This window comes from Rubrobacter marinus (assembly GCF_011492965.1).
Classification (GTDB): domain Bacteria; phylum Actinomycetota; class Rubrobacteria; order Rubrobacterales; family Rubrobacteraceae; genus Rubrobacter_F; species Rubrobacter_F marinus.
In genome coordinates, this window is the sequence record NZ_CP045121.1 from 2,205,359 (window position 1) to 2,231,742 (window position 26,384).

Annotated in this window: 23 protein-coding genes, 2 pseudogenes and 1 riboswitch; of the genes and pseudogenes, 10 read left to right on the plus strand and 15 right to left on the minus strand. The window is 70.9% G+C overall.

The features are described 5' to 3' along the window. The first annotated feature begins 2 nt into the window (after positions 1-2). The 5 genes from GBA65_RS11330 to GBA65_RS11350 are packed head-to-tail and all read left to right on the plus strand — an operon-like array spanning position 3 to position 4,580. Entirely contained in the window at positions 3-440 is a 438-nt protein-coding gene (locus GBA65_RS11330; protein WP_166396649.1) for an acyl-CoA dehydrogenase family protein, read from the plus strand. Next, positions 433-1,152 (plus strand): acyl-CoA dehydrogenase family protein, encoded by a 720-nt coding sequence (locus tag GBA65_RS11335; protein WP_166396650.1) that lies wholly within the window; start codon positions 433-435, stop codon positions 1,150-1,152. Before GBA65_RS11330 ends, GBA65_RS11335 begins: the two co-directional genes overlap by 8 nt. Then, positions 1,145-1,726, plus strand: coding sequence for a class I SAM-dependent DNA methyltransferase (locus GBA65_RS11340; RefSeq protein ID WP_166396651.1), 582 nt, complete (start codon positions 1,145-1,147; stop codon positions 1,724-1,726). The genes GBA65_RS11335 and GBA65_RS11340 overlap by 8 nt, the downstream gene beginning before the upstream one ends. After that, the gene (locus GBA65_RS11345; RefSeq protein ID WP_166396652.1) at positions 1,723-2,925 is read left to right on the plus strand and encodes an NAD(P)/FAD-dependent oxidoreductase; all 1,203 of its coding nucleotides are present in this window, start codon (positions 1,723-1,725) and stop codon (positions 2,923-2,925) included. The genes GBA65_RS11340 and GBA65_RS11345 overlap by 4 nt, the downstream gene beginning before the upstream one ends. Then, on the plus strand, positions 2,922-4,580 hold the full coding sequence (locus GBA65_RS11350) for a glycosyltransferase family 2 protein (RefSeq protein ID WP_166396653.1): 1,659 nt from the start codon (positions 2,922-2,924) through the stop codon (positions 4,578-4,580). The genes GBA65_RS11345 and GBA65_RS11350 overlap by 4 nt, the downstream gene beginning before the upstream one ends. A gap of 66 nt (positions 4,581-4,646) precedes the next feature. Here GBA65_RS11350 and GBA65_RS11355 read toward each other — a convergent pair whose 3' ends face one another. From GBA65_RS11355 to GBA65_RS11385, 7 genes are all read right to left on the minus strand, one after another. Next, positions 4,647-5,030 (minus strand): hypothetical protein, encoded by a 384-nt coding sequence (locus GBA65_RS11355; protein ID WP_166396654.1) that lies wholly within the window; start codon positions 5,028-5,030, stop codon positions 4,647-4,649. A 214-nt stretch (positions 5,031-5,244) separates the two neighbouring features. Then, positions 5,245-5,997 (minus strand): SIR2 family NAD-dependent protein deacylase, encoded by a 753-nt coding sequence (locus GBA65_RS11360; RefSeq protein ID WP_228281259.1) that lies wholly within the window; start codon positions 5,995-5,997, stop codon positions 5,245-5,247. A gap of 5 nt (positions 5,998-6,002) precedes the next feature. Continuing rightward, positions 6,003-7,274: a histidine--tRNA ligase gene (gene hisS / locus GBA65_RS11365; protein WP_166396655.1), complete on the minus strand. Its 1,272-nt coding sequence runs from the start codon at positions 7,272-7,274 to the stop codon at positions 6,003-6,005. Further along, positions 7,271-7,849: an MBL fold metallo-hydrolase gene (locus GBA65_RS11370; RefSeq protein ID WP_166396656.1), complete on the minus strand. Its 579-nt coding sequence runs from the start codon at positions 7,847-7,849 to the stop codon at positions 7,271-7,273. Before GBA65_RS11370 ends, hisS begins: the two co-directional genes overlap by 4 nt. Before the next feature lie 15 nt (positions 7,850-7,864). Beyond that, on the minus strand, positions 7,865-10,105 hold the full coding sequence (locus GBA65_RS11375) for a RelA/SpoT family protein (RefSeq protein WP_166396657.1): 2,241 nt from the start codon (positions 10,103-10,105) through the stop codon (positions 7,865-7,867). A gap of 76 nt (positions 10,106-10,181) precedes the next feature. Then, positions 10,182-11,783: an ABC1 kinase family protein gene (locus GBA65_RS11380; protein WP_166396658.1), complete on the minus strand. Its 1,602-nt coding sequence runs from the start codon at positions 11,781-11,783 to the stop codon at positions 10,182-10,184. Positions 11,784-11,882: 99 nt separating this feature from the next. Then, positions 11,883-12,365: a phasin family protein gene (locus GBA65_RS11385; protein WP_166396659.1), complete on the minus strand. Its 483-nt coding sequence runs from the start codon at positions 12,363-12,365 to the stop codon at positions 11,883-11,885. A 283-nt stretch (positions 12,366-12,648) separates the two neighbouring features. Here GBA65_RS11385 and GBA65_RS11390 point away from each other — a divergent pair, with 283 nt between their 5' ends. Continuing rightward, positions 12,649-13,299 carry a LuxR C-terminal-related transcriptional regulator gene (locus GBA65_RS11390; RefSeq protein WP_228281261.1) on the plus strand — a complete coding sequence of 217 codons (651 nt, stop codon included), beginning with the start codon at positions 12,649-12,651 and terminating at the stop codon, positions 13,297-13,299. A 174-nt stretch (positions 13,300-13,473) separates the two neighbouring features. Continuing rightward, complete coding sequence (locus GBA65_RS11395) at positions 13,474-14,454, plus strand: CPBP family intramembrane glutamic endopeptidase (protein ID WP_166396660.1); 981 nt, start codon at positions 13,474-13,476, stop codon at positions 14,452-14,454. Positions 14,455-14,534: 80 nt separating this feature from the next. On the opposite strand, the gene secF is transcribed toward GBA65_RS11395, so the two are convergent. The 6 genes and pseudogenes from secF to GBA65_RS11420 form a co-directional block, all read right to left on the minus strand. Further along, on the minus strand, positions 14,535-15,440 hold the full coding sequence (gene secF, locus GBA65_RS11400) for a protein translocase subunit SecF (protein WP_166396661.1): 906 nt from the start codon (positions 15,438-15,440) through the stop codon (positions 14,535-14,537). Further along, positions 15,440-16,930 carry a protein translocase subunit SecD gene (secD, locus tag GBA65_RS11405; RefSeq protein ID WP_166396662.1) on the minus strand — a complete coding sequence of 497 codons (1,491 nt, stop codon included), beginning with the start codon at positions 16,928-16,930 and terminating at the stop codon, positions 15,440-15,442. Before secD ends, secF begins: the two co-directional genes overlap by 1 nt. 24 nt (positions 16,931-16,954) lie before the next feature. Beyond that, positions 16,955-18,104: pseudogene (tgt, locus tag GBA65_RS23105) on the minus strand (tRNA guanosine(34) transglycosylase Tgt). Beyond that, entirely contained in the window at positions 18,101-18,712 is a 612-nt protein-coding gene (locus tag GBA65_RS25235; RefSeq protein WP_266096483.1) for an S-adenosylmethionine:tRNA ribosyltransferase-isomerase, read from the minus strand. The pseudogene tgt and the gene GBA65_RS25235 overlap by 4 nt, the downstream one beginning before the upstream one ends. A 124-nt stretch (positions 18,713-18,836) precedes the next feature. Further along, positions 18,837-19,103: pseudogene (locus tag GBA65_RS25240) on the minus strand (S-adenosylmethionine:tRNA ribosyltransferase-isomerase); the annotation flags it as partial. Positions 19,104-19,110: 7 nt separating this feature from the next. After that, a complete protein-coding gene (locus tag GBA65_RS11420; RefSeq protein WP_228281263.1) occupies positions 19,111-19,329 on the minus strand; it encodes a DUF2905 domain-containing protein in 219 nt (72 codons plus the stop codon). Positions 19,330-19,574: 245 nt separating this feature from the next. Here GBA65_RS11420 and GBA65_RS11425 point away from each other — a divergent pair, with 245 nt between their 5' ends. Both GBA65_RS11425 and GBA65_RS11430 read left to right on the plus strand, forming a co-directional pair. Then, positions 19,575-19,886 (plus strand): calcium-binding protein, encoded by a 312-nt coding sequence (locus GBA65_RS11425; RefSeq protein WP_166396664.1) that lies wholly within the window; start codon positions 19,575-19,577, stop codon positions 19,884-19,886. 80 nt (positions 19,887-19,966) lie between these two features. Further along, positions 19,967-21,391: a M20/M25/M40 family metallo-hydrolase gene (locus GBA65_RS11430; protein WP_166396665.1), complete on the plus strand. Its 1,425-nt coding sequence runs from the start codon at positions 19,967-19,969 to the stop codon at positions 21,389-21,391. Positions 21,392-21,400: 9 nt separating this feature from the next. Here GBA65_RS11430 and GBA65_RS11435 read toward each other — a convergent pair whose 3' ends face one another. Next, positions 21,401-21,913 carry a VOC family protein gene (locus GBA65_RS11435; protein ID WP_166398473.1) on the minus strand — a complete coding sequence of 171 codons (513 nt, stop codon included), beginning with the start codon at positions 21,911-21,913 and terminating at the stop codon, positions 21,401-21,403. 36 nt (positions 21,914-21,949) lie between these two features. Continuing rightward, positions 21,950-22,834: a DMT family transporter gene (locus tag GBA65_RS11440; protein ID WP_207955705.1), complete on the minus strand. Its 885-nt coding sequence runs from the start codon at positions 22,832-22,834 to the stop codon at positions 21,950-21,952. 76 nt (positions 22,835-22,910) lie between these two features. After that, a riboswitch (cyclic di-GMP riboswitch) is annotated at positions 22,911-22,985 on the plus strand. Positions 22,986-23,573: 588 nt separating this feature from the next. On the opposite strand from GBA65_RS11440, the gene GBA65_RS26445 reads away from it, so the two are divergent. Continuing rightward, positions 23,574-26,348, plus strand: a complete 2,775-nt coding sequence (locus tag GBA65_RS26445; RefSeq protein WP_228281963.1) for a G8 domain-containing protein — start codon at positions 23,574-23,576, stop codon at positions 26,346-26,348. Positions 26,349-26,384 lie beyond the last annotated feature (36 nt).

Sequence of the window (26,384 nt, forward strand, 5' to 3'; positions counted from 1 at the left end):
AGATGAAGGCCGTAGAGGAGAGAAACGGGGCGTCCGGCGGCTGGGTCGGGCCGGGCTCCGCCGGATTCGACAGGTTGCTGGAGGGGATCGGGGCGGGCGCGGCGGCGCGCGACGCGGACCCCGCCTTCCCCGAGGAGCCGTTCCGCTCCCTGGCGTCGGCGGGCCTACTTTCGCTGCCGGTCCCCGAGCTCCCGGACGGGCCGGGCAGGCGCGCGACCGTCGGGGAGGAGTGGCGGGTCTTGAGGGCCGTAGCCGCCGCCGACGGCTCGGTGGGCAGGATCCTGGACGGCCACTACAACGCCGTCGAGCGGCTCACCGTCCTGGCCCCGAGCCCCTTCGCGGCCGGGAGCTCGCGGCGGTCGCCTCCGGGGAGCTGCGCGTGGGGGTCTGGGGGCCGACCCCGTCCCCGGCGAGGGCGAGCCCGCGCGCCTCGTGCGTAGCGGGGACGGCTTCGTGCTGAGGGGCGTCAAGACGTTCTGCTCCGGCTCCACCGGCCTCGACCGGGCGCTCGTCCTCGTTCGGGGCCCGGAGGGGGAGCCGGGGCCGCCCCTGCTCGCGTACGTGGACCTCGCGGGCGGGCTCGAGGTGGACCGGGGCTGGTTCAGGGGCGCGGGGATGCGCTCGTCCGAGAGCCATCGGGTCGTCTTCGACGGGGCGCGGGTGCTCGCGGTGTTCGGGGAGCCCGGCGAGATCCTGCGCGAGCCGTACTTCGGCCGCGACGCCATCCGTACCGCCGTCTCGTGGGCGGGGATAGCGGACGCCGCCGTGGAGGCGGCCCTCGACACCCTGGCCGCGAAGTCCGCGGGGCGGGAGCCCGACGACCTCGTCTCCCTGGCCGCCGGCAAGATGCTCTCCGCGCAGGGCACCATCGACCGCTGGATCGAGCACGCCTCCGCCCTCGCCGACGAGGACGGGGAGCGGCCCCTGACGGAGACCTCGATCCGCCTGCGCGCCGCCGTGGCCTCCGCGTGCCGCGAGATCCTGGACGAGGCGGCCCGGGCCTGCGGCTCCCGCCCGTTCGCCGTCGCCGACGGGCTGGACAGGGCCCGCCGCGACCTCGAGCTCTTCCTGCTGCAGCACCGCCTCGAGCCCGCCATCGCGCGCGACGGACGCCGAGCTATCAGGCGCCGGTCGGAGGACCCGGATGGCTGAGAGACCGCGCCTCCGGTCGGAGTACTTCGAGAACCTCTACTCGGCCTCCCCCGACCCGTGGGGCTTCGAGACCTCTCCCTACGAGCGGCGCAAGTACGAGCGGACCCTGGAGGTCTTGCAGGACCGCCGGTACGGACGAGCGCTGGAGGTCGGCGCGTCCATCGGCGTCTTCACGGAGATGCTCGCCCCGCTCTGCGACGAGCTCCTGGGGGTGGACGTCTCGGAGAAGGCGGTCTCTGTCGCGCGTCAGAGGCTGCGAAAGTACTCTCACGTCAGGATCGAGCGTCGCGAGCTGCCGGAGGAGATGCCGGAGGGTCCCTTCGGCCTGATCCTGGCCTCCGAGGTCCTCTATTATCTGCCGCGCGAGGTCATGCTGGAGACGCTCGCGCGCTTCGAGGACGCCCTCGCGCCCGGGGGGAGGCTGCTCGCCGTCCACTGGCGCAAGGAGACCGAGACGTACCCCTTGCAGGGCGACGAGGTCCACGGCCTTCTCGTGGGGAACTCGCGCCTGCACGTGAGGGAGACCATCGTGGAGCCGGAGTACCGGCTGGACCTTTTCGAGGACGGGAGATGAACGAGACGGATCGCATAGTCATAGTCGGGGGCGGCCCCGGCGGCCTCGCCGCCGCGCGGGCCTACCGCGAGTCGGGGGGGCGCGGGCGCGTCACGATCCTGACCGCGGAGAGCTTCCCGCCGTACCGCCGCCCCCCGCTCACGAAGGAGTACCTCCGCGGCGAGGTGGAGCGGGCCGAGCTCCCCATGCAGGGCGCGGGCTGGTACGAGGAGAACGGCGTGGAGCTGAGGCTCGCGACCTCCGCCCTCTCCCTCGACGCGGGCAGGGGCGTCGTGGCGACGGAGACCGGAGAGATCCCCTACGACGCCTGCGTGCTCGCCACGGGCTCGGAGCCTTTACGGATACCCGTCCCCGGCGGGGATCTGCCCGAGGTCCTCGTGATGCGCACGCTGGAGGACTCGGAGAAGCTCGGGGCGCGCGTCTCCCCCGGGAGCCGCGCCGTGGTCGTGGGGAGCGGTTTTATAGGGTGCGAGGCGGCGGCGTCGCTCTCCATGCTCGGGGCACGGGTGACCCTCGTGAGCCAGGAGGACTCGCCGCAGGCGGCGCGTCTCGGCCCGGCCGTCGCGCGCAGGATCCGGGGCTGGCTGGAGGGCTTCGGCGTCGACCTCCGCCTCGGCCGCAACGTCGAGGGGATCGAGCGTTCGGACGGCGGCCTCCGGGTCGGCGTCGAGGGCGAGGAGACGCTGGAGACGGAGACGGTCCTTTTCGGGACCGGCATCCGGCCGCGCATCGGGCTCGCCGAGGAGGCGGGGCTGGAGATCGAGGGCGGCGGGGTCGTCACCGACTCTTCGATGCGGACGAGCGTCCCGAACGTCTTCGCCGTCGGAGACGTCGCCTACGCGATGAACGAGTCGGCCGGGACGCACCAGAAGGTCGAGCACTGGGGCGACGCCCTGAACCACGGCGGCGTCGCGGGCGCCGTGCTGGCGGGCGGGGAGGCCGGGTGGAGCATGGCCCCCGGCTTCTGGTCCACGATGGCGGACAAGAGCTTGAAGTACTGGTCGTGGAGCAACGGCTGGGACGAGGCCCGCTTCGTCGACCACGTCGAGGCCGGCGACGCCCCCGAAGGCGCCGGGGAGTCCTTCACCGTCTGGTACGGCAAGGGGGGCACCTGCATCGGCGTCCTCTCCCACAACCACGACGAGGACTACGACGAGGGGCGCGGGCTCGTCGAGCGGGGAGCGCCGCTCCCCGGATGATCCTCCCCCCGCCACGCGAGACGCTCCGGGCCTCGGTGGTCGTGCCGGCCCGCGACGAAGAGGACCTGATCGAGGCCTGCCTAGACGCCCTCGCCGCGCAACAGGGCGTCACGGCCGACGAGTACGAGGTCCTGCTCGTCCTCGACGGGTGCGAGGACGAAACGGAGGCGCGGGCGCGACGGTTCGCCTCCGAGCACCCGGCCCTCGCCCTGCACCTGCTGCACGGGCCCGGGCGCGGGGCCGGCCGGGCGCGCAGGGTCGGGATGGACGAGGCGTGCTCCCGGCTCGTCTCGGTGGGCAGGCCCGGCGGCCTCGTCGCCTCGACGGACGCGGACACGGTGGTGGCGCCGGACTGGCTGCGGGCCCAGCTCGACGCGGCGGCGCGCGGGGCGCGGGCGATAGGCGGCAGGATCGAGCTCCGGGACGACGAAGACCTCGTCCAGGGCGTCAGGGAGTGGAGGGCGGCGCGGGGCCGCGAGAAGCAGATGGAGCTGCTCGCCGAGGATACCGGCGGAGGCACGGCCGAGCACTGGCAGTTCAGCGGGGCCTCCCTCGCCCTCACGGCGGAGGTTTACGCCGAGGTCGGCGGTCTGGAGCCGCGCGCCGCCTTGGAGGACGAGCAGCTCGAGCGCGCGCTCGAACGCTGCGGCATCCCGATCGAGCGTTCCCTCGCCGTGCGCGTCATGACCTCCGCGCGCACGGTCGGCAGGGCGAAGAGGGGGCTGGCCAGGGACCTCGCCCTCGCCTCCTGGGTGCGTAGCAACACCTTCGATCGCGGCGACTTCGACCCCGCGATGCTCGCGGAGAGAAAGGCGGCGTCGGGGGCGACGGTGAGCGTGATCCTGCCGATGGGCGGCAAGGGCAGGGGCACGTCGGCCCTGCTCGACGCCCTGGCGCCGCTGACGGAGGCCGGCCTCATCGACGAGGAGATCGTGCTGTGCCGGGAGGCCAAAGACCTCTCGTCGCGGGGCGACGCCAGGTTCTACCCGGACGCCGATCTCCTCCCCGGCCACGGCCCCGTGCGCGGCTACGGGGACGCCCTGTGGCGGGGGCTCGCGGTCTCCGGGGGGGAGATCCTGCTCTTCCTCGACCCCGCCGCGCCCGACCCCGACGGGCGGCGCGCGCTGGGCCTGGTGGGTCCGCTGCTCCTGAGGGAGGAGCTCCACCTCGTCAAGGGCTTCTCCCCGGTGGGCTCCGGGGGGGACGAGATCGGCGCGAGGGGCCTCTCCGAGCTCGTCGCGAGGCCCCTGATCAACCTGTACAGGCCGGAGCTGGCCGGCTTCGTGGACCCGGTCTCGGCCGAGTTCTCGGCCCGCCGGAGCCTCCTCGCCTCCCTCCCCTTCCCCGTCGGCTACGGCGCCTCCCTGAGCCTCCTCCTGGACGCCCACGAGTGGAAGGGCGTGGACGCCCTGGCGCAGGTATGCCTCGGGGAGCGCCCGGAGGCCAGGGTCCCGACCCCCGACCTCGGAGAGGCGGCCTACGCCACCCTCACGGCCGCGATGTCTCGCACGGGCGAGGACGACCTCGGAGAGCACGCCCCGGGCCCCCTCTTCCTCCCGCTCCCGGGCCATCCCACGAGCCTCGGCCAGCGGCGAGTCGCCGTCGAAGAGCGTCCGCCTTTGGCGAGCTTGGGGCCGCCCCGCAGCGGCCGGTAGGACGACGAAGCGCCGCCCGGTGGCGGCGGTCGCCACCGGGCGGCGCAAGAGCCCTCGAAGCTGGGGCTAGTTGGCCTTCTCCTCGCGGTACTCCTGGATGCTCTCGAAGACCTCGTCGGGGAAGTCGAGCTCCTGGTAAGGGTTGCAGGCGTCGGGGTCGTCGGGGTTCGGGCAGATGTCGAAGTCCTGCTGCTTCTGGTAGTCCAGGATCTTGTCCCGCTTCGGCGGGCTGTAGTTCTTCTCCTCGACCTGCTGGACGAGCGCCCGGATCTCCTCCTCGTCCGCGTCCTTGTCCTGCGTCATGAGCTTGACGAGCTCATCGTTGTCCACGAAGTGGCGCGCGATGACCGCGAACGTGAAACGCCCGTAGTGCCCTATGTCCTCGCCGTTCTCCAACGCGTCGAGAATGTGGCTCATCATCGGACTCTTGCGTAGGTCCTCGACCGGCATAAATTCCGCTCCTCTCTCTGATCACGAACCGTAAGACTACGGATGTGTGCCCGAATGACCACCCCCAAAACCCCACCCTGGATACTGCCCGCGGTAGCGACCGGTATGGGCAAGGGCAGGGCAGCGCCACAGGCGGTGCCGGGGGACCCGCGGCGGAACGTGCCGGCCCGGCTACCCGGAGGAGCGCCCTGGGTCTTCTAACGCCTTCGAGGGGTCACGCCTCGCCGAGCGCCGCGACGAGCGCGGGCAGCACCTCCCCCGCCCTGCCCCTCAGGGCGTGGTCCGCGTGCTGCGTCAGGGGCGTATCGTCCGGGTTGATCTCGACGAGCAGGGCTCCGGAGCGCGCGGCCTCGTAGGGCAGGGAGGCGGCCGGGTAGACGAGGCTCGACGTCCCCGCGGAGAGGAAGACGTCGCAGCCCCGCGCTGCCCCGGAGGCGGCCGCGAACGCGTCTTCGGGCAACGCCTCCCCGAACCACACCACGTCCGGCCGCAAGAAGCCGCCGCAGCCCGGACACAGGGGCGGCACGCTCTCGTCGCCTTCGCGGGGCTCGGCCTCCATGCCTTCGACGGAGCACTTCGAGCGCATGATGTTCCCGTGCAGCTCCAGCACGCTCTCGCTGCCGGCCCTCCGGTGCAGCCCGTCGACGTTCTGGGTGGCGAGGGAGAACGAAGGCACGCGCCGCTCGAGCTCTGTGAGGGCGCGGTGCCCCGGGTTGGGCTTGGCCGCCCGGACGAGGTCCCTGCGCCACTCGTACCACTCCCACACCAGCCCGGGGTCCCGCTCGAAGGCTTCCGGGGTGGCGAGCTCCTGCGGCTCGTAACGGGCCCAGAGGCCCGTCTGGGCGTCCCGGAAGGTCGGCACGCCGCTCTCGGCCGAGACGCCGGAGCCCGTCAACACGGCGACGCTGCGGGCGCGGCGTAGCGCCGAGACCAGGGCGTCCGTAATTCCCGAACCGGCGTTCGGCACGGCCGTCAGACGCCGACGGCCCGCAGGACCGCGGGGGCGCCTTCCCCCAAGTCGAGGACCTTCTCCTCGCCGGAGGACATGTCGCGCAGCTTGAGGGCGTTCCGGGCGAGCTCCTCGTCGCCGATGACGATCGCGAAGCGCGCGTTCGTGCGGTCGGCCTGCTTGAACTGGCCCTTCGCGCTGCGGTCGGCGTAGTCGAGGTCGCAGCGCAGGCCCTCGGCGCGCAGGGAGGACGCGAGCGCCATCGCCGGCAGGCGCGCCTCGGGGGCGAGGGTGACGAAGTAGACGTCGAGGCCGTCCTCCTCGGGTGGGGCGTTCGCGGCGAGCAGGATGCGCTCCACCCCGGTGCCGAAGCCTATGCCCGGCATGTCCGGCCCTCCGAGGGCCTCGACGAGGCCGTTGTAGCGCCCGCCCGCCCCCACGGTATCCTGGGCGCCGAGGGCGCCGCTCTTCGCCTCGAAGACCGTCATCGTGTAGTAGTCGAGGCCGCGCACCAGCCTCTCGTCTACCCTGTAGGGGACGCCGACCGCCTCGAGGCCCTTCTCCACCGCCGAGAGGTGCGCTCGGGCGTCGTCGCTCAGAAACTCCCCGATCAGGGGCGCCTCGTCGAGGACGGCCTGGGTCTCCTTGCTCTTGGAGTCGAAGGTGCGCATCGGGTTCTTGTCGAGGCGGGCGCGGGAGTCGGGGTCGAGGTCGGCCTCGTGGCGCCTCAGAAACTCCCGGAGCTCGGGGACGTAGCGGCTCCTCGTCTCGAAGTCGCCGAGGTTGTTGAGGTAGACGACCTCGTCGCGGACCCCCATCGTCTTGTGCAGGTTGTAGAGCAGCGAGATGACCTCGACGTCGACGAGCGGGTCCGGGGAGCCGAGGACCTCCACCCCGATCTGGACGTGCTGGCGGTAGCGGCCCTTCTGCTGGCGCTCGTGGCGGAACATCGGGCCCATGTACCAGGTCTTCACGGGCTGGGCCGCCCCGTACAGCCCGTGCTCGATGTAGGAGCGCACGACCCCCGGCGTCCCCTCCGGCCTCAGCGCGAGCTCCCGCCCGCCCTTGTCCGTGAAGAGGAACATCTCCTTCGTGACGATGTCCGAGGTCTCCCCGGAGCTCCTGACGAAGAGCTCGGCCTCCTCGAAGACGGGGAGCCGAGACTCGGCGTAGTTGTAGCGGCGGAAGAGGTCGCGGGCCACGCGCTCCACCCGGGCCCAGAGCTCGGGCCGCTCGTGCGGGTCGCGCCCGCCGGGGTAGACGTCGTAGGTCCCCTTCGGCCCCCGGTAGCTCACACGACCCCTAGCGGCAGGTACGGGTTCCCTTCCAGCTCCTCCATCGCCACCATCGGGTCGCCGTGCCCGGCGTAGAGGCGCGTGGAGGGCTCCCAGTACGGCATCACGCGGCGCAGGGAGACCTCGATCTCCTCCCACGAGGCCCCGCCGAGGTCCGTCCGGCCGACGCTGCCCGGCAGGATCAGGTCGCCCACGATCTGGTCGGCCCCGACGAGGAACGTGACCGAGCCGGGGGAGTGCCCGGGGGTGTGCAGCACGTAGATCCCCTGCCCGGCGAGCGCCATCCCCTCGCCGTCCTGCAGGGGCTCGTAAGGGCTCACGCCCGCCCCTTCGGCGTCGGCCGGGTGCATGTACATCGTCGCCCCCGTCTCCCGCCGGACGTCCTCCAGAGCGCCCACGTGGTCGGCGTGGCCGTGGGTCACGAGGATCGCGGCCACCGGCGCCCTGAGGGCCGCGAGGATCTTCTCGGGCTCGGCGCCGGCATCCACGATGATGTCGCCCTCGGGGGCGTGGACCACGTAAGAGTTAACCTCGAAGCCGCCCATGCTCAAGCGGACCTGTTCTATCTCGGCCAAGGGGTTACGGGCCTCCTATCGTTCGTGGGAAGACGGGATCGGGGTGCCGTCGCGCGAGACGCGGCAGACGTCGTAGACGTCGGGGATGCCCCGGATCTTGCGTACGATCTCCTCGACGTGCTGCAAGCTCGCCGCCTTGAAAGCGAACCGGCTCAGGGCGGTGCGGTCCTCGATGGTGTCGACCCGCGCCGAGAGGATGCTCACCCCGGCGTCGGAGATCGTCGAGGTAACGTCTTTGAGGAGGTGCATCCGATCCAGCGCCTCGACCAGGATCTCGACGGTGAAGAGGTTCCCCCGCCGCTGCGCCCACTCGACCTCGACGAACCGGTCCGGGTCGCGGGCCTTGAGCGCCCGCGCGTTCACGCACCCGCCCGCGTGTACCACGACCCCGCGCCCGAGGCTCACGTAGCCCACGATGTCGTCGCCGGGCATGGGGCTGCAGCAGCGGGCGAGGCGCGTCAGGATGCCGCTGGAGCCGACCACCCGCACCCCGGTCTCGGCGTCGGTGGCGCCCTCGGGGAGGGGGAGCGGCACGAGGGCGGGGCTCTGCCCCCTCTCCTCCGGTTGCTCCTTGGGGATCATCTTCTCGGCGATGCGGTGGGCGACGTTCTCGGCCGATACGGCCCCGAGGCCCACGGCGGCGAGCATGTCGTCCGGCGACGAGTTGTTCGTCGAGCGGGCCACCTCTTCGAGGACGGCGGTGGGCACCTTGTCGCGGTCGATGCGCTGCTTTTTGAGGAGGGCGGCGACCTTCTCGCGGCCGAGGGAGAGGTTGTCCTCCCAGTCCGCCTTGTTGAAGAACTGGCGGATCTTATTGCGGGCGCGCCCGCTCTGGACGACCGCGAGCCAGTCCCGGCTCGGGCCCTCCTTCTTGCCCGTGATGATCTCGACCCGATCCCCGGAGACGAGCTCGGAGTCGAGCGGCACGATCCGGTCGTTCACCCGCGCCCCGACGGTGCGATGCCCGACCTCGGTGTGGACGTGGTACGCGAAGTCTATGGGCGTCGCCCCGGACGGGAGGCTGACGACGTCGCCCTTCGGCGTGAACACGAAGACCTCGTCGGCGACGAGCTCGCCCTTGAGGGACTCCATGAACTCCTGGGCGTCCGTCGTCTCCTTCTGCCACTCCATCATGCTCTTCAGCCAGGTGAGCCGATCGACCTGCTTGTCCTTGAGGCCGTGCTTGTACATCCAGTGAGCCGCGATGCCGTACTCGGCGGTTATGTCCATGTCGCGGGTCCGGATCTGGATCTCAAGGAGCTTCCCCTCGCACGACATCACCGTCGTGTGCAGCGACTGGTACATGTTGAACTTCGGCATCGCGATGTAGTCCTTGAAGCGCCCCGGTATGGGCTTCCACACCGAGTGGATGACCCCGAGCGCCCCGTAGCAGTCGCGCACGCCGTCCACGACGACGCGCAGGCCCGCGAGGTCGTAGATCTCGTTGAACTCCTTGTTGCGGCGGACCATCTTGTTGTAGATGGAGTAGAAGTGCTTGACCCTCCCGCGCACCTCGGCCTCGACCCCGGCCTCCCCGAGGTGCCTCAGGAGCTCCTCGCGCGTCCCGTTGATAAACGACTCCCGGTCGCCCCTCCTGGCCGCGACGAGGCGTTTGATCTCCGCGTAGCGCCGGGGGTGGAGGGTGGCGAAGGCGAGGTCTTCGAGCTCCCACTTCACCGAGTAGATGCCGAGCCTGTGGGCGAGCGGGGCGTAGATCTCCAGCGTCTCCGTCGCCTTCTGCAAGGCCTTCTCGCGCTTGAGGTACGCGAGCGTCCTCATGTTGTGCAGCCGGTCGGCGAGCTTGATGATGATGACCCGGACGTCCCGGCTCATCGCCACGATCATCTTGCGCAGGGATTCGGCCTGCGCCTCCTCCAGGTTCCCGCTCGGGAGCCGCTTGAGCTTCGTAACCCCGTCCACGATCTCCGCGATGTCGTCCCCGAAGAGCGAGGCGAGCTCCGCCTTCGTCAGCTCCGTGTCTTCCAGGACGTCGTGCAGGAGCGCCGCCGCGATCGTCGTCGTGTCCAGGTGCAGGTCGGCGAGGATCTCCGCCGCGCACAACGGGTGGTAGACGAACGGCTCCCCGCTCTTGCGGACCTGGCCCTTGTGGGCGGCGTGCGCCGTGCCGTACGCGCGCGCCAGCAGCTCCTCATCAGCCTCGGGGTTGTAGGAGCGGACCTTCTCGATCAGGCTCGTAATGGTGACGTCGGGGACCGCTACGGGCCTCGGGTACGCCTCTTCGCGGATGGTTTCCATAGCCAAATTCTAACACCGGCACCCGGAGCAGCCCCGGACGGTCCTCCCGTCGCCGCCGGAAGTTCGAGGCCGGAACCTACAACCTGTTCGAGCGGAAGATAACGACGAGTAGCAGCACGGCCAGGAGGGCCGCGAGGGTGAAGCCTATAAAGGCGACGACGGGGACGCCGAGCAGGGGTACCTGGGGGCCGGAGGCGGCGAACGCGCCGATGATCGAGGAGCCGACGAGGAGCGCCCCCGTTACGAGGGCGAAGACGAGCCGGTTCGCGAGCACGTCGACCTCGCCCACGAGCTCGTCGATGCCGCCGTGGCGGAGCCGCACCTCCAGGGTGCCGTCCTCCAAGCCCGCGAGGACCTGCCTGATCTGCTCGGGGTAGTCCTCCAGGTAGCGGGCGTACTCCACGGCCCGCTCGCCCGTCCTCTCCAGGAGGGCGTCGGGCTCGTAGCGTTCCAGCAGGAGGCGTCGGGCGTAGGGCTGGGCGAGCTCGTAGACGTTTATCGTGGGGTCGATGGAGCGCGCCAGGGCTTCGGCCGTCACCAGGGACTTCGTGAGGAGCGGGAAGACCGGGGGCATGGAGACCCGGTAGCGCCTGGCGAGCGAGATCAGCTCCGAGAGCGCCTGCCCGAGCGAAAACTCCCCGACCGTGAGCCCCGAGTACTTGTGCAGAAACTCCCGAAGCTCCTGCACGAGGTCCCCGCGCACCTCCGTCGCGTACCGGACGCCCAGGCCCTCCAGCCCGCGGAGCGCGGCGTCGGCGTCGCGCCGGATCGTCGCTATAAACAGCCGGCTCAGGGCCTCCACGTCGCCCCGGCTCATGAACCCGACCATCCCGAAGTCCAGGAGCGCGAGCTCCCCCTCGGGGGTGAGGATCAAGTTCCCCGGGTGCGGGTCCCCGTGGAAGAAGCCGTCGTCGAAGGCCATCTTGAAGATCGCCTCCGCCCCCATCGCCGCGACCCGCCTCCTCTCCCCCGGCGCCATCAGGAGCGGCCGGACCTCGTGAAAGCGCGTCCCCTCCACGAACTCCATCGTCAGGACCCGCCCCGTCGAGAGCTCCCGGTACACCCGGGGGATCTTCACTTCCGTCCCGGCGAAGTTGTGGCCGAAGCGGCGGGCGTTCTGCGCCTCCGCCTCGTAGTCGAGCTCGCGCCGGATGACGCCCTCGAACTCCGCGACAAGCTCCGGCACGTCGATGAAGAGCCGCTCGCCGAACCTCGCGTCCAGGAGCGCCGCGAGGTCCCTCATGAGGGTGAGGTCCGCCTCCACCCTCCCCCGCGCGTCCGGACGCTGGACCTTGACCGCGACCTCCTCGCCGCCCTTCAAACAAGCCCGGTAGACCTGACCGATGCTCGCCGACCCCAGCGGGACCTCCTCGAAGGAGGCGAAGATCTCCCCGACCGGCGCCCCGAGCTCGCGCTCGATGACGCGCTCCGCGACCGCGAGCGGGACGGGGGCCACCGTGTCTTGCAGCTTCTGAAGCTCGAAGAGCACGCCCTCGGGCAGGATGTCCTGCCGCGTCGAGAGGAGCTGGCCGAACTTGACGAAGGTCGGCCCCAGGTCGTCCAGCGCCCGCCTGAGCCTGACGCCGAAGTTCGGGGCCAGAAGCTCCTCCAGGCCCCGCTTCTCCCGCCGGTCCCGCCGGACGTCGAAGACGAACCCGAACCCGTGCCTGAGGAGCACGCGCCCGATCTGGGAGAACCGCAGGAGGTTCTCCCGCCGACCACCCGTTAAGGGGCGGAGGCTACCGTCGGAGGCCGCGATCTGCGGACCCCCGCTCCCCTAGCCCCGCGGCGCCAGGCCAGGGGTGGAGCCGGGCTCGTCCCTCGGAGGCTGCGGCGCCACGTCTATCCCCCCGACCGGCGCGTCGTCCACGGCCGGAGCGTCCGGGGGCGGCACCGCGGCGGCGGGCGTCTCCGCGGCCGACGCCGGCGTGCGCGGAGGGGTGGAAGCCGGGCGGTCTTCGAGGAGGCGCACGCGATGCTCGAGCTGCTCGATGCGGAACAGGAGATCCTCGTAGGCCTCGCGATCCGGCACACCCGCCGTGCGGAGGCCCTGCTGCAGGGAGGCGTCGATGAGGCTGCGCGCGCCACCGGAGCGCTCCCGCGCCCGCGTCACGACGTCGTCCACCACGGCACGCCCCTCCTCGCGCTCCATGCGGCCCTGCTCGATCAGGCGGTTCACGACCTCCTGCACCCTCTCGCGCGTCGCCGCGGCGGCGCCTATCTGCAGAAGGATCAAGCGTTCGATCGAACCCATAACCATCTCTGGCCCTCCTCGGTGCGGTTTCGTTCTCGAATGATAACGTAGCGAAGGCATCCCCAACGAGTCTGGGCGTCAATAAAAGGCCTCTTACTCGCTTTCGGTTCGCCGCTTTCTCCGAGCCGGGGTATCCGAAGCTACGTTTTCACCGTCCGACGTTCGGCACGTGGAGTACCGCGGCGGTGGTCCGGCCACCGGGGGCATTGGTACCATCTGAGCCATGCCAGCAGAACCGGAGCACCCAGCCCGGCGTCCCGCGCCCGATCCCATCTTCGGCAGAGGCACGGTGGTCGCCCTGTTGGCGTGGGGGCTGATCGTCCTGGCCTTCTCCGCCGGAGGCCTCGCGGACGTGACGAGCCTCTGGTGGCTGGTCCTCGTGTTCGGCGCGGCGGCGCCCGTCGCCCTGATGGCGATCCGGGGCTGGGCTTCGAGAAAGGACGCGATCGGCGGCGCGAAGGGCGCAGAGCGAGAGCTGCTCGCCGCCCTGCGCGAGTACGGCGAGCTGACCCCCACCGCAGCGGCGATGCTCACCCCGCTCACGGTAGCCCAGGCCGCCGAGGAGCTGGAGAAGCTCGCGCGCGAGGGGCACCTGGAGGCGAGGACTCGGGAGGGCGCGATCTCCTACGCCATGCGCGAGGGCGACCGCCGCGCGGTGCCGAGCGCGCAGTCGGAGGCTCGTACGCGGCCAATCGGCAACGCCACCGGAGAAGCGACACCCCCGGCACGGCCCGCCCAGACTCTCCCGGATCCCTTGACCGGCCGGGAGCTCGCCGTGTTGAGGCTCCTGGCGGCGGGACGCACCAACAGGGAGATCGCCAGGGAACTCTTCGTCGCCGAGGGGACGGTGAAGGCCCACGTGGCGGGCGTCTACCGCAAGCTCGGGGTGCACTCGCGTGCCGAGGCGGCCTCGAGGGCGGCGGACCTGAACCTGCTCTAGCACGCTTCCTCCCGACCGAGAACCGGACGGGCGACCGTCGAGTACGCCCGTCCTTTCCGAAACAACCCCGGGTTAGCCGCGGGTTAGGACATGTGGCCGATGCCGTTAACCCGGGGTCGGACCTACCTTCTGGGGCGCACAGCGTAGCAATCGCCCGAGAAGGAGGTACTCGCAATGCTCACCGTTCGAGAAGTGGTGAGGCGGCGCCCGGTCGCGTGGTTCTTCGCGGTCTCGTTCGTCCTCAACGTGGCGGTAATCGCGACCCTGTTGTTCAGCGGCGCCGGCGGCACGCTCGAAACCGCCATCGAGGCGGTCTGGGGAGGGCAGCAGAGGACCGACTTCGTCTCCGCCCTCCGGCTGGCCGTGGAGGCCCCGCAGGCCATCCCCGGCATCGTGCTCTCGATACTGCAGCCGCTCACGCCGGACATCGCCGCCTTCGCCGTCGCCGGCATCGCCTTCGGGCTCGGGGGCATCGGGGGCGTGGTCGCGCTCGTGCGCCGCTACCGCTTCTGGAGCGTCGACGTCGGTCGGAGGAGAGGCCTCCGGGTCTGGGGGCTCATGCTCCTCTCTTTCCTCGCGATGTCGCTCTCCACGGCTGCCCTCAACCACCTGTTCGCCCCGCCTGGCAGCTTCGAGTGGGTGCGCACGCCCCTACTCTCGTGGGCGTTTCCCCTGGCCCTGCTCGCCTCGATCTTTCTGGACATCGGCGGGGTAACGGAGGAGACGGGCTGGCGCGGCTTCGCCCAGCCGCTCCTGCAAGAGCGCATGACGCCCCTGGCGGCGTCCTCCATCGTCGGTCTCCTGTGGGGCGTGTGGCATCTCCCGGCCAGGCCGGACATACTTACGGGCGCCTACGGCATGTGGGGCGGCGTGACGCTCCTCGCGATACTGGTCGCCCGGTTCTTGTTCCTCTCGGTAGTAATGGCCTACTTCTACAACCGGGTCGGCGGCAGCACAATCATCGCGATAGCCATGCACGGGCTGCACAACGACTCCGTGTTTCTGCAGGGACGGATCGACGCCGAAGGTCTGGGCCCCTACATGACGAGCGAGCTGACCCTGCTAGCGCCGATCCTGGTCGTCGCCTGCGTCCTGCTCGTCGCGAGCGGGCGGCGCCTGGGCCTGAGGAGCACGACCGGCAAGACGACCGGGTGAGCGCGGCGGACGGACGACTTCGACGGGCCGCTCTACCGGCGCCCATCCGGGAGGCTCGTAGCCTTCCCGACGACCGGGGCTCAGGCGGTCTTTACCGCGTCCTTTCTCGCCCTGTCGGCGCGCCAGGCCTTGTACAGCGCGAGGGCGGGGGCGGCGATAAAGATCGAGCTGTAGGTGCCGGCGGCGATGCCGACGAGGAGGGCGAAGGCGAAGTCGCTCAGGGTGGACTCGCCGAAGATGAGGAGGGCTGCGACCGGGATCAGGGTGCAGATGGAGGTGTAGATCGAACGCATCACCACCTGGCGGATGGAGGAGTTCGCCATCGCGTCGAAGCGGCGCCGGTTGTAGCCCGCCTCGGGCGTGTTCTCCCGGATGCGGTCGAAGATGATGATCGTGTCGTAGAGCGAGTAACCGAGGACCGTGAGGACGGCGACGACGGTCACGAGGTTCACCTCGCGCCCGACGAGGGCGTAGAAGCCGACGGTTATCAGGATGTCGTGCAAGAGCGCGAGCATCGCCGCGATCGCGAAGGCGAACTCGAAGCGGATGCTTATGAACAGCACGATGATGATGAGCGCGGCGGCCACGGCCTGCAGCGCCTGCGACCGGATCTGCCCGCCGAAGGTCGGGCTGATGCTGGTGACGCTAACCTCGGCCCCGAGCTCCTCCGCGAGCGCGTCGCGCACCTCGGCGTCCTGCCCGGGCTCGAGGACCGGCGTCCGGACCTCGAACCCGTCCTCGCCGAGGCTCTGCACCACGGCGTCCTGCCCGAGGTTGCCGGGGAGCGCCTCCCGCACCTCCTCGGTGGTCGGGTTGCCCTCGAGGCCGCTCGCCGTGAACTTGGAGCCGCCCTCGAAGTCTATGCCGAAGTTCAGGCGGCCGAGGGCGATCGCGCCGATGCTGACGAGCAGAAAGATCGCCGACAGGGCGAACCAGAGCTTCCAGCGGCCGACGAAATCCAGGTTCTTGAAGACGCCGGACGCCACTAGCGAGCCTCCTCCCTCTCGGCGTCGCGGGCGCTCGTCGCCGCGATGCTCCCCTTGGAGACCCCGACCATCCCCGCCGTCAGGCCGAAGCCGCGGCCGGAGATCACGCCGAGCAGGGCGCGCGTCACCGCGATGGCGGTGAACATGCTGAGGACGACGCCCACGGCCAGCAGGACCGCGAAGCCGCGCACGGAGCCCGAGGAGAGGGCGAAGAGGATAAAGGCCGTGATCAGGGTCGTCAGGTTGCCGTCGAGGATCGCCTTGAAGCCCCTCCCGTAGCCGAGCGTGACGGCGGTTCGGGGGCTCTTGCCGCGACGGATCTCCTCCTTGATCCGCTCGAAGATGACCACGTTGGCGTCGGCGGCCACGCCGATGGAGAGGACGATGCCGGCGATCCCCGGCAGGGTCATGGTGATCGGGATGGCGACGATGAGGCCCCAGAGGAGGAACACGTAGATCAGGAGCGCGAGGTCGGCGACGAGCCCGAGCACCCGGTAGACGATCACGAGGAAGACGAGCACGAGCCCGAAGCCCACGAGCGCGGCGATCAGGCCGCTCCGCAAGGAGTCCGCCCCGAGCGTCGGCCCGATGGCCGTGACGGAGAGCACCTCCATGTTCACCGGCAGCGCGCCGGTCTGGAGCACGATCTCGAGCTCCTCGGCCTCCGCGGGCGGCAGCCCGCCTGCCCCGGTGTTGTTGATGCTGACCTGCCCGCCGTAGATGGCCTGGTCGATGCGCGGCGCGCTCACCACGTCGTCGTCGAGGACGACGGCGAGCTGCCCCTGCCCGGGCGTGCCGTTGGCGAGGGCGTTGTCCACGATCTGCTGGGAGAGATCGCCGAACTGGTCGCCCCCCTCCCTCGTGAAGGTCATCTGTACCTCGAGGAAGCCGGACGGGTCCCGGGCCTGCGTCGCCGAGTCGAGCGCGTCGCCGCGGACGGCGGGCTCCTCCGGCACGACGTAGCCGAAGACGAGCGTCCCCTCCCCCTCCGGCGCGGGCGTCTCCTCGAAGAGGACCTTCGTCTCCCCCTCCTCGTAGGCCGGGTCCCCTTCGAGCTCGGCCCGCAAGTCCTCCTTGACCCCGTCCACCTCTTCCGCGGGGACCGTCTCCCCGCCCGCGACGGCGAGGACCTCGTAGAAGCCGAGCTGCGCGGTGCGCCCGATAAGCTCCACGGCGCGGTCGGAGTCGGTGATGCCAGGGATGTTGACGACGACCTGGTCCTGCCCCTGGAGCTGTATCTCGGGCTCGGTGACGCCGAGGGAGTCGACCCTCTGGCGGATAACCTGGGCGGCCTGCTCCATCTCCTCGCGGGTCACCTCGGAGCCGTCCTCCTGGAAGCCCCTGAGGCTGGCGCTCACCCCGCCCTCGAGGTCGAGGCCGAGACGCGTCGCCTCCGCGACGGGCTGCCGCACGAAGATAAAGTAGGCGGCCACCCCGATAAGGACGACCACGAGGCCCAGCACGATCAGGTTGTTGCGGCTGCTACCCATACCTTGGGGCCACTATAGCACCCATCATCTCGACTCAGAAGCCTCCGCCGACCGGGGAGCACCCGCCGCTCCGGTGTAGCGGGAGATCCAGGTCTCCATAAACTCCGCGTACGTTTTCTCGCGGATCGCCCGCCGCGCCTTTCGGCACAGATCTCCCATGAAACGCACGTTGTGCAGCGTCACGAGCCGGTGCGCCAGAAGCTCGTTCTCTCGGACGAGGTGCGAGAGGTACGCCCGGCTGTAGTCCGAGCACGCCTCGCAGGGGCACTCGGGGTCCAGGGGGCCGAAGTCCCGCCTGAAGCGGGCGTTCTTGAGGTTCAGCCTGCCGTCCGCGGTGAGCGCCATGCCGTGGCGCGCGAGGCGGGTAGGGAGGACGCAGTCGAACATGTCCACGCCGAGCGAGATCACCTGCAATATGCCGACCGGGTCCCCGATGCCCATAAAGTACCGGGGCTTCTCCGCCGGCAGGTTCGGGGAGACCAAGGCGAGCATCTTTAGCATCTCCTCGCGAGACTCCCCCACCGAGAGCCCCCCGACGGCGTAGCCGGGGAAGTCGAGCTCGACGGTGCGCCGCAGGCTCTCCTCCCTCAGGTCCGGGAAGAGCCCACCCTGCACGATCCCGAACAGCGCCTGATCCCGCCTCGTGTGCGCCTCCCGGCAGCGCTCGGCCCAACGCGCCGTCCGCCTCAACGACTCCTCGTGGTACCTGCGTTCGGCGTTCGCCGGGGGACACTCGTCCAGCACCATCGCGACGTCCGCCCCAAGCTCCTCCTGCACCCGCGTCGTGAGCTCCGGGGTGAACTGGTGCGTCGTGCCGTCGTAGACGGAGGCGAACCTCACGCCCTCCTCCGAGAGCTTGCGCCGGTGGGAGAGCGAGAAGACCTGGTAGCCCCCGAGTCGGTGAGCATCGGCCCCTTCCACCCCCGAAGGCGTGGAGCCCCCCCGCCTCCCGCACCACGTCCGGACCGGGCCTCAGGTACAGATGATAGGTGTTGCCGAGCACGACCCCCGCCCCCGCCGAGCGGAGATCGCCGGGCGTCAGCCCCTTCACCGTCCCCTTCGTCCCCACGGGCATGAAGGTCGGCGTCTCGACCTCGCCGTGCGGGGTGCGCAGCCTGCCGACCCGGGCCTCGCCGTCGCGCGCCTCGACCCTTATGGTGACGGGCGCGCTCAAGTCCGTCCCCGTCCACCGTTGAGAAGCAGCATCGCGTCGCCGAAGGAGTAGAAGCGGTAGCGCTCCCGCACGGCCGTCTCGTACGCCTCCCGAACCAGCTCCGTGCCCGCGAAAGCCATCACCATCGCGAGCAGCGTCGAGCGCGGGAGGTGGAAGTTCGTGATGAGGGCGTCGACGGCGCGCCAGCGGTAGCCGGGGTAGACGAAGAGCTCCGTCTCCCCCTCGCGCTCCCCGCTCGCCGCCCAGCTCTCCAGCGTACGGGCCGCCGTCGTCCCGACCGCGAAGACCCGCCCGGCCTCCGCCAACGCCCGCGCCGTCTCCTCCGGCACGAGGTAGCGCTCCGCATGCATCCGGTGTTCGGCGAGCTCTTCGGCCCTGACCGGAGAGAACGTCCCGGTGCCGACGTGCAGCGTGATCTTCTGTACGGTCCCCCCGGCCCGGCGCACACCGTCGAGCACCCGCTCGGTGAAGTGGAGGCCCGCGGTCGGGGCGGCGGCGGAGCCCGGCACCCTGGCGTAGACCGTCTGGTACTCCCCCTCCGCCTCCGGCGTCGCGCTTATATACGGGGGCAGGGGCATCCGGCCGTGACGCTCCAGCAGCGCCGGCACGTCTTCGGCGGCGACAGCCCAGCGCCCTTCTCCGAGGGCTGGAGAAGCCGGAGGGGTCGCCGTTGACGGAGAGCTCCATGCCGGGTCTGAGGCGGCGGCTCGGGCGCGCCAGCACCTCCCAGGCGCCGTCGTCGAGCTCCGCGAGAAACAGGAGCTCTGTCGCGCCCCCGCCCGGCCTGCGGGCGGCGAGACGCGCGGGGAGGACCTTCGTCTCGTTCAGTACGAGGGCGTCGCCCCGGCGCATAAAGGACGGGAGGTCGCGGAAGACGTGGTGGGAGATCCCGCCGGTCGCGGCGTCCACGACCATGAGGCGCGATGAGTCCCTGGGGACTGCCGGCCTCTGGGCGATGGACTCCTCGGGCAGCTCGTAGTCGAGCTCGTCGGTGCGCACGCCCGGTCTAGCGGCGGAGGAAGATGTTCAGGAGGATGGTGCCGGCGACGGAGAGCAGGATCATCAGCCCCAGGGGGAAGTAGACCGTGAGCCCGCCTCGCCGGAAGACGAGATCCCCCGGCAGCCGGTCGATCCCGAGGCGCCCGAGCAGCAGGAAGAGGCCGCCCAGCACCAGCAGCGCCACCGCCGCGCCGATCAAAACCCTGCCTATGCCTCCGAGCTCCACGCCCACATTCTACGTCCGGCCCCTATATTCGCCAACGGCGCCTGTCCCACCGCCCCCTCGCAAGCACCGCGCGACCCCCGTCCCCTTCGAGCGAGCCGCGCCGGCCGGTACGCCCTGCTCCCGGTAGGGGTAAGCCCGGGACGGCGTCTAGCCCAGTTGGGCCAAGATAAGATCATCCATAACGCGGAGGTTCTCGGGGCGGCCCCGAAGCAACGTAGCCTCCGAGCGCAGAGTGCGCGGCAACCGTGCTGGTCGTGACGGCGTTCGCGGGGACCGCGTTGGCCCCGAACCGGACCGGCGACGACGGCGCGGACAGGCTCGTGGGCACCGCCGAGAACGACCGCCTCGACGAGCGCGGCGGGAACGACTCCATCACCGGGCGCGGAGACTCCGACGTCCTGATCGGCGGCAGCGGCAACGACCGGCTCCAGGCCCGCGAGAGCGGCGAGCAGGACGGGGACCGGGTCGACTGCGGGCCGGGCAGGGACGCCGTCATCACGGATGACACCACCGAGGACATCATCGCGTTCAACTCCGAGATCGTCAGGCGGGGCTAGTCGTCTCCGCTACGGAACGCCGGGGCGTCGATGGCCGCGGCGGTGCGGTTTTCGTTCGATCGCGGTAGGATCTTGCGGTCATGGCACCGCTACGCATCCTACGGATACTGGCCCTCGCCGTCGCGCTCCTGTCCCTGGCGGCCTGCGGCGCGGAGGAGGAGCCGCCCCCGGACGAGGCCGAGGCGCTGCGCTCGGCGGTGACGGCGGACGGGATCTTGCAGCACGCCCGGCGCTTCGAGGAGGTGGCCGCGGCGAACGGGGGCAACCGGGCGGCGGGCACCCCTGGCTACGACGCCTCGGCCGGGTACGTGGCGGAGGAGCTGCGACGGGCCGGCTACGCCGTCGAGGTGCAGCCCTTCGAGGTTCCATACTACGAGGAGCTGGTCCCGGCGAGGCTGGAGCTCGTCGCCCCGGACGAGCGCCCGTATCAGGAGGGGGAGGACTTCTCCACGCTGCAGTTCTCGGGCTCGGGGGCGGTCGTGGCCCCCGTGCGGCCGGTCGACCTCGGTGAGCCGGGCGACTCGTCGAGCGGCTGCGAGGCTGTGGACTTCGAACGCCTCGTCCGGGGCGAGGTCGCCCTCATCAGGCGGGGGGGCTGCCCCTTCGAGGAGAAGGCCCTGCGCGCCGAGGAGGCCGGAGCCTCCGCGGTCGTGATCTTTAACGAGGGCGGGCGAGGACGGACCGGCATCCTGGAGGGCGGGACGCTGGGGGAGCCGGGGATCGGCATCCCCGTCGTCGGCGCCAGCCTCGCGGTGGGAGAAGACCTCGCGCGGCTGGCCGGGGAGGGCGACGCGGCGGTCCGGGTGGCGGCCTCCACCGTCTCGGGGAGCAGGGAGACGACGAACGTCATCGCCGAGACGAGGACCGGGACGGAGGACGGAACGGTGATGGTGGGCGCGCACCTCGACTCCGTGCCGGAGGGCCCCGGCATCAACGACAACGGCTCGGGCTCCGCCACGGTCCTGGAGATCGCGCGCCAGATGTCCGGCCTCGGCATCGAGCCCCGCAAGAAGATCCGCTTCGCCTTCTGGGGGGCCGAGGAGATAGGCTTGATCGGCTCTACGGGCTACGTCGATGGCCTCCCGGAGGAGGAGTTAGACCAGATCGGGGCCTACCTCAACTTCGACATGCTCGGCTCCCCGAACCACGTCCGCTTCGTCTACGACGGCGCCTCGGGGCCGCGCGGCTCCGGCCGCATCGAGGAGGCTTTTCTGGACTTTTTCGCCTCCCAGAACCTCGAGGCGCGGACGGACTCGACCCTCGAGGGCCGCTCGGACCACGGCCCCTTCGCGGACGCCGGGGTCCCGGTCGGGGGCCTCTTCACCGGCGCCGAGGGGACGAAGACCGAGGAGGAGGCCGCCCTGTTCGGCGGCGAGGCGGGCGAGCCCCACGACCCCTGCTACCACCAGGCCTGCGACACCGCCGAGAACCTCAGCCCCCGCGCGCTCGACGAGATGTCGGACGCGGCGGCCCAGGCCACGCTGGTCCTGGCGAACGAGGAGTAGCGGGTCCCCTCAGGCCCCGTCGAGCTCGGCGAGCAGGCCGTGGACGTCGAGGGGGCGCGTGAACATGTGGAGGCCGCCGTCCTCGGTGCGCGGCCACTCCCCCTCGGGCCGGTCCCAGTAGAGCTCCACGCCGTTGTCGTCCGGGTCTCGCAGGTAGAGGGCCTCCGAGACCCCGTGGTCCGAGGCGCCGTCGAGCGGGTAGCCGGCGTCGACGAGGGCGCGCAGCGCGAGGGCGAGCTCGCGGCGCTCGGGGTAGAGGATCGCGAGGTGGAAGAGCCCCGCCGAGCGCGCCGGCGCGGGGGACGCGTTCCGGCTCATCCACGTGTTTAGCCCTATGTGGTGGTGGTAGCCGCCGGCCGAGAGAAAGACCGCGTCCTCCCCGTACCACTGCGTGACCTCGAAGCCGAGGATGTCCCGGTAGAAGCCCAGGGCCCGCTCTACGTTCGCCACCTTGAGGTGGACGTGCCCTATGCGGGTTCCGGGGTGTACTCGCCGCGCCTCGCCCTGCTTGCCGGTCTGCATGGATGCCACCTTTCCTCGCTCGCGACCCCGCAGATTCTACCGTCCGGACCCGCTTCGGCCCCGGGCGTTCACGAGCAGCACCCCGCCGAGGCAGAGCGCCCCGCCCGCCACCGAGAGGAGCGTCGGCACCTCCCCGAGCCAGGCCCAGGCGATCAGGAACGCGAGCACGGGGATGACGTACAGGAAGCTGACCGCGACGGAGGCGGTCATCCGCGAGAAGACGTAGCCCAGGGCGAGGTAGGCGACCACCGTCGGGAAGACGCCGAGGTAGACGACGCTGAGGGTGGCGTCCAGCGGCGCCTCCCTCACCCCCTCCACGAGCCCCGGCGAGAAGACGAGCATGAACAGGGTGCCCGCCCAGATGGAGTACGTCGTGTACCTCAGAGAGCCGTACTTTTCCAGGTACGGCTTCTGCAGGACGAAGAAGAGGCTCTCGCCGACGGCGGCGAGCAGGATAAACGAGGCGCCGGGGTCGAAGCCGACGGCGCCCCCCTCTCCCAAGGAGATCAGGGCCACCCCCGCGAAGCTGGCCCCGCTCCCCACCCAGCCCCAGGCCCCGAGCCTCTCCCCGAGAAAGGCCATCGCCAGCAGGGCCGTAAAGACGGGCACGGAGGCGATGATGAGGCTCGCCGCCCCCGCCTCGACCGTGACCTCCCCGTAGGCGAGCCCGACGTGGTAGACGAAGAACCCGAGGAAGCCTGCGAGCAGGATCGCCGGTACGTCCCCAAGGCGCGGCAGCGGCATCCGCACGAGAGCCGCGTAGACGGCGAGGAGCCCCGAGCCCACCAGGAACCTGAGCAGGGCGAGATGCCCCGGCGCGTAGCCCTCCAGCCCGGCCCTGATCCCCGCGAACGCCGACGCCCATATGAGTAGCACCACCCCCATGGCCGCAAGCACCCGCGCGTCTGCTCCCCCCTTCATGCCCCCGATTCTCGCACAAGCCCACCCCGGCACCCGCCGCTAAAGCAAGCCCGGCCTACGTGCCGATAATGGGAGGCACACGAAAGGGCAAACTCGCCGCGAGGCGGGGACGCAAAGCCACGGGCCTCCAGGAGGTAGCCGGGCCGCCGAAAGTCCAAGGCCGCGTCCCTCGTCTCCCGCAACAGAGAAGGAGCGAAGGATGCTAGAGGCCGGAGCGAGCGCGTGATCCCCCGGACGCATGGGTCGAGGACGGTGCTGCTCGTGGCGCTCGCGGCGGCCCTGGCGGCCGTCCTCCTGGCCGCCGTCTCCGCCGATCCGGCCCGCTCCGCCACCAAGCCCAGGATCTCGGTCTCCCCCAAGACCGCCGACCCAGGCACCACGGTTTCCACCACCGGCACCGGCTTCCCGGCGAGGGCCCGCGGCAACCTGACCTTCGCCGGCCGGACGGTCGGCACCTTCACCACCTCCGCGAGCGGGCGCTTCACCAAGCGCTGGCGGGTGCCGTCCGGGGCGCAGAGCGGGGCCGTCCGCGCAAAGGCGGCCTCGGGGCGCGCGAGCGCCACGCTCGGGTCCGTCAGCCCCCGCCGCCGCCACCGCCGCCACCGCCGCCTCCACCTCCGTACGTCCCTCCCGCTCCCCCGCGCCGCCCACCCCGGCCGACCCCGCCCCGGCGGGGCCCAGCGCTGGTCGGACCCCGCGACCTGGGGGGCGCGGTGCCCGGGCGGGCGAGACCGTCACCATCCCGGCCGGCAAGACCGTCCTCCTCGACGCGAGCCCGCCGTCGCTCGCGGGCCTCCAGATCGACGGCACGCTCCTCTTCGAGGAGAAGGACCTCACGCTGACCTCGCGCTGGATCATGGTCCACGGCAAGCTCGGCGTGGGCACCGAGGCCGAGCCCTTCGAGCACAGGGCCAGGATCGTCCTGACCGGCAGCGACCCCGCGCAGAACGTCATGAACATGGGCACGAAGTTTATAGGCGTCATGGGCGGCACCCTCGACCTGCACGGCGAGGCCCGCAAGAGCTGGACGAAGCTCACCACCACCGCCCCGAAGGGCACCGACAAGCTCACCGTAGAAGATCCCGACGGCTGGCGCGTCGGGGACAGGATCGTCGTCGCCTCCACCGACTACGACCCGCTCCAGGCCGAAGAAGCCACGATCAAGGCGATCTCCGGCGGCACGATCACGCTGGACAAGACCTTGGCGAACGCCCACTGGGGGACCGTGCAGACGGTCGCCGGTCGTCCGCTGGACGAGCGGGCCGAGGTCGCTCTCCTCAGCCGCAACGTGACGGTCGAGGGCGAGCAGGCGTCGAGCGCGGGCGGGTTCGGCGGCCAGATCATGGTGATGGGCGGCACCGCCAGGATCGACGGCACCGAGCTGACGCGCATGGGCCAGAAGAACATCCTCCGGCGCTACCCCATCCACTTCCACATGCTCGGCAACGCGGGCGAGAACTCTTACGTCAGGGGATCCAGCCTCCACAAGACCTTCAACCGCTGCGTCACGATCCACGGCACGAACAAGCTGAACCTCACGGGCAACGTCTGCCACGACCACCTCGGACACGGCTTCTTTATGGAGGACGGCGCCGAGGTGGACAACGTCCTCGACGGCAACCTCGGCATGACTTCGAGGAGGCCGGCGGTGGGCGAGCGCCTCCTCCCGAGCGACGAGTCGCCGGCGACGTTCTGGGTCACGAACCCCGACAACGTGCTCAGGAACAACGTCGCGGCCGGGGGCTTCGGCATCGGCTTCTGGCTCGCCTTCCCCGAGCACCCGACCGGGCTCTTCGCCAAGGACCGCCCCGCCGAGACCGCCGCGATCTGGCCGCGCCGCACCCCGCTGGGGGCGTTCTCCGGCAACGCCGCCCACTCCTACGAGGGCGACGGCCTCCACGTCGACCGCGGCCCGAGGCCGAACGGGACGATCGAGACCGCCCACCACAGCGCGCGCGAGAACCCCGCCGACACGAAGTCGCCGACGGTGGTCACCAGCTTCGAGGACTTCACCGGCTACAAGAACCGCGGCCGGGCCGTGTGGCTGCGCGGCTCGAACCACGTCCTCTCCGACCCGACCCTCGCGGACAACGCCATCGGCGCGACCTTCGCGAGCGACGAGAGCTTCCTCGAGGACGGGCTCGTGGTCGGCGAGTCGGCGAACAAGGGCACCCCGCGCTCCTGGGAGACGAAGGGCCTCGACGGCCGGAGCCTCCCCCGCTTCTGGGACGCGGACTTCCCCATCCGCGGCTTCGAGTACTACGACGGCCGGGTGGGCGCCGAACGGACGGCCTTCGCCAACTTCTCCCCGAACACGCAGAGGCGGGCCGGCGCCCTGGGCTTCAACCTCTCCAACCACTTCAACCTGCACCCCAAGAACTTCGCTACGGCCCTTAGCTTCGTGGACGCCAACCGCGTCTACCTGCTCGACCCCGAAGCGAACATGGACGGGGACCGCTCCTCCGTCTTTCTCGACACGGACGGCTCCGTGACGGGGACCGCGGGCAGAACGGTCGCCGCGAACAACCCCTTCCTCCTCGACGGCTCCTGCGCGCGGCGCGACGAGTGGAACGCCCACGTCTGCGCGACCGAGTACGCGACGCTGGACGTCGGGACGCTCGACGGCGACCCGGCCGCGATCAAGCCGCTAAAGCTGACGCGCGAGGACGGCGTCTCCCAGACGCTCATGGGCTGCTGCGACGACTCCACGACGGCCCACTCGAGCATCCTGCCGAACGCGGCCTACGACGTGGCTTTCAACGGCGCCACTCCCAAGAAGGCGCGCTTCGTCCTCGCCCGCGGCTCCGGCAGGTTCGTCCGCCTCGGCCTCGACTACCCCGTCGAGCCGAAGGTCACCAAGTACGGCTGCGACGTCGCCGGCACGGGCTGGTGCGGGGGCGGCAAGGCGGCGAGCCTCGCCGAGCTGGACGCCAGGACCGTCTCCGGCTACTACTACGACGCGGCGGCGAAGAAGCTGCACCTCAAGATCGTGGCGGGCGGTACGGACTACGAGGAGCTGCAGGTCGCCCCGTCCCCGATCGTGGGCGGCGCCGCCCCGCCCGAGACGGCCGGCACCGGCACGGGCCTCAAGGGCGAGTACTTCGACAACACGGACCTGACCGCGCTCAAGACGACGCGCACCGACGGCACGGTCGCCTTCGACTGGGGCTACGGCATCCCGCCGGGCACGGCGCTCACCGGGGCCGACACGTTCTCGGCGCGGTGGACCGGCGAGATCGAGGCGCCCGAGACCGCCGACTACAACTTCGTCACCACGAGCGACGACGGGGTCAGGCTGTGGGTCTGCGGCAGGCTCGTCGTCGACGACTGGACGGACCACGCGGCGACCGACCGGAGGTCCTCGGCCCCCATACCGCTCACCGCCGGACAGCGCTGCGAGGTCAGGATGGAATACTACGAGAACGGCGGGGGCGCCGTCGCGAAGCTCCAGTGGGACTACGCGGGCTACCGGACGCACCCGGTGCCACGCAAGCAGCTGTACGCGGCGCCCTAGCGCGGGAGGCGCCGTTCCCCGGTATTTTCCGGGGTC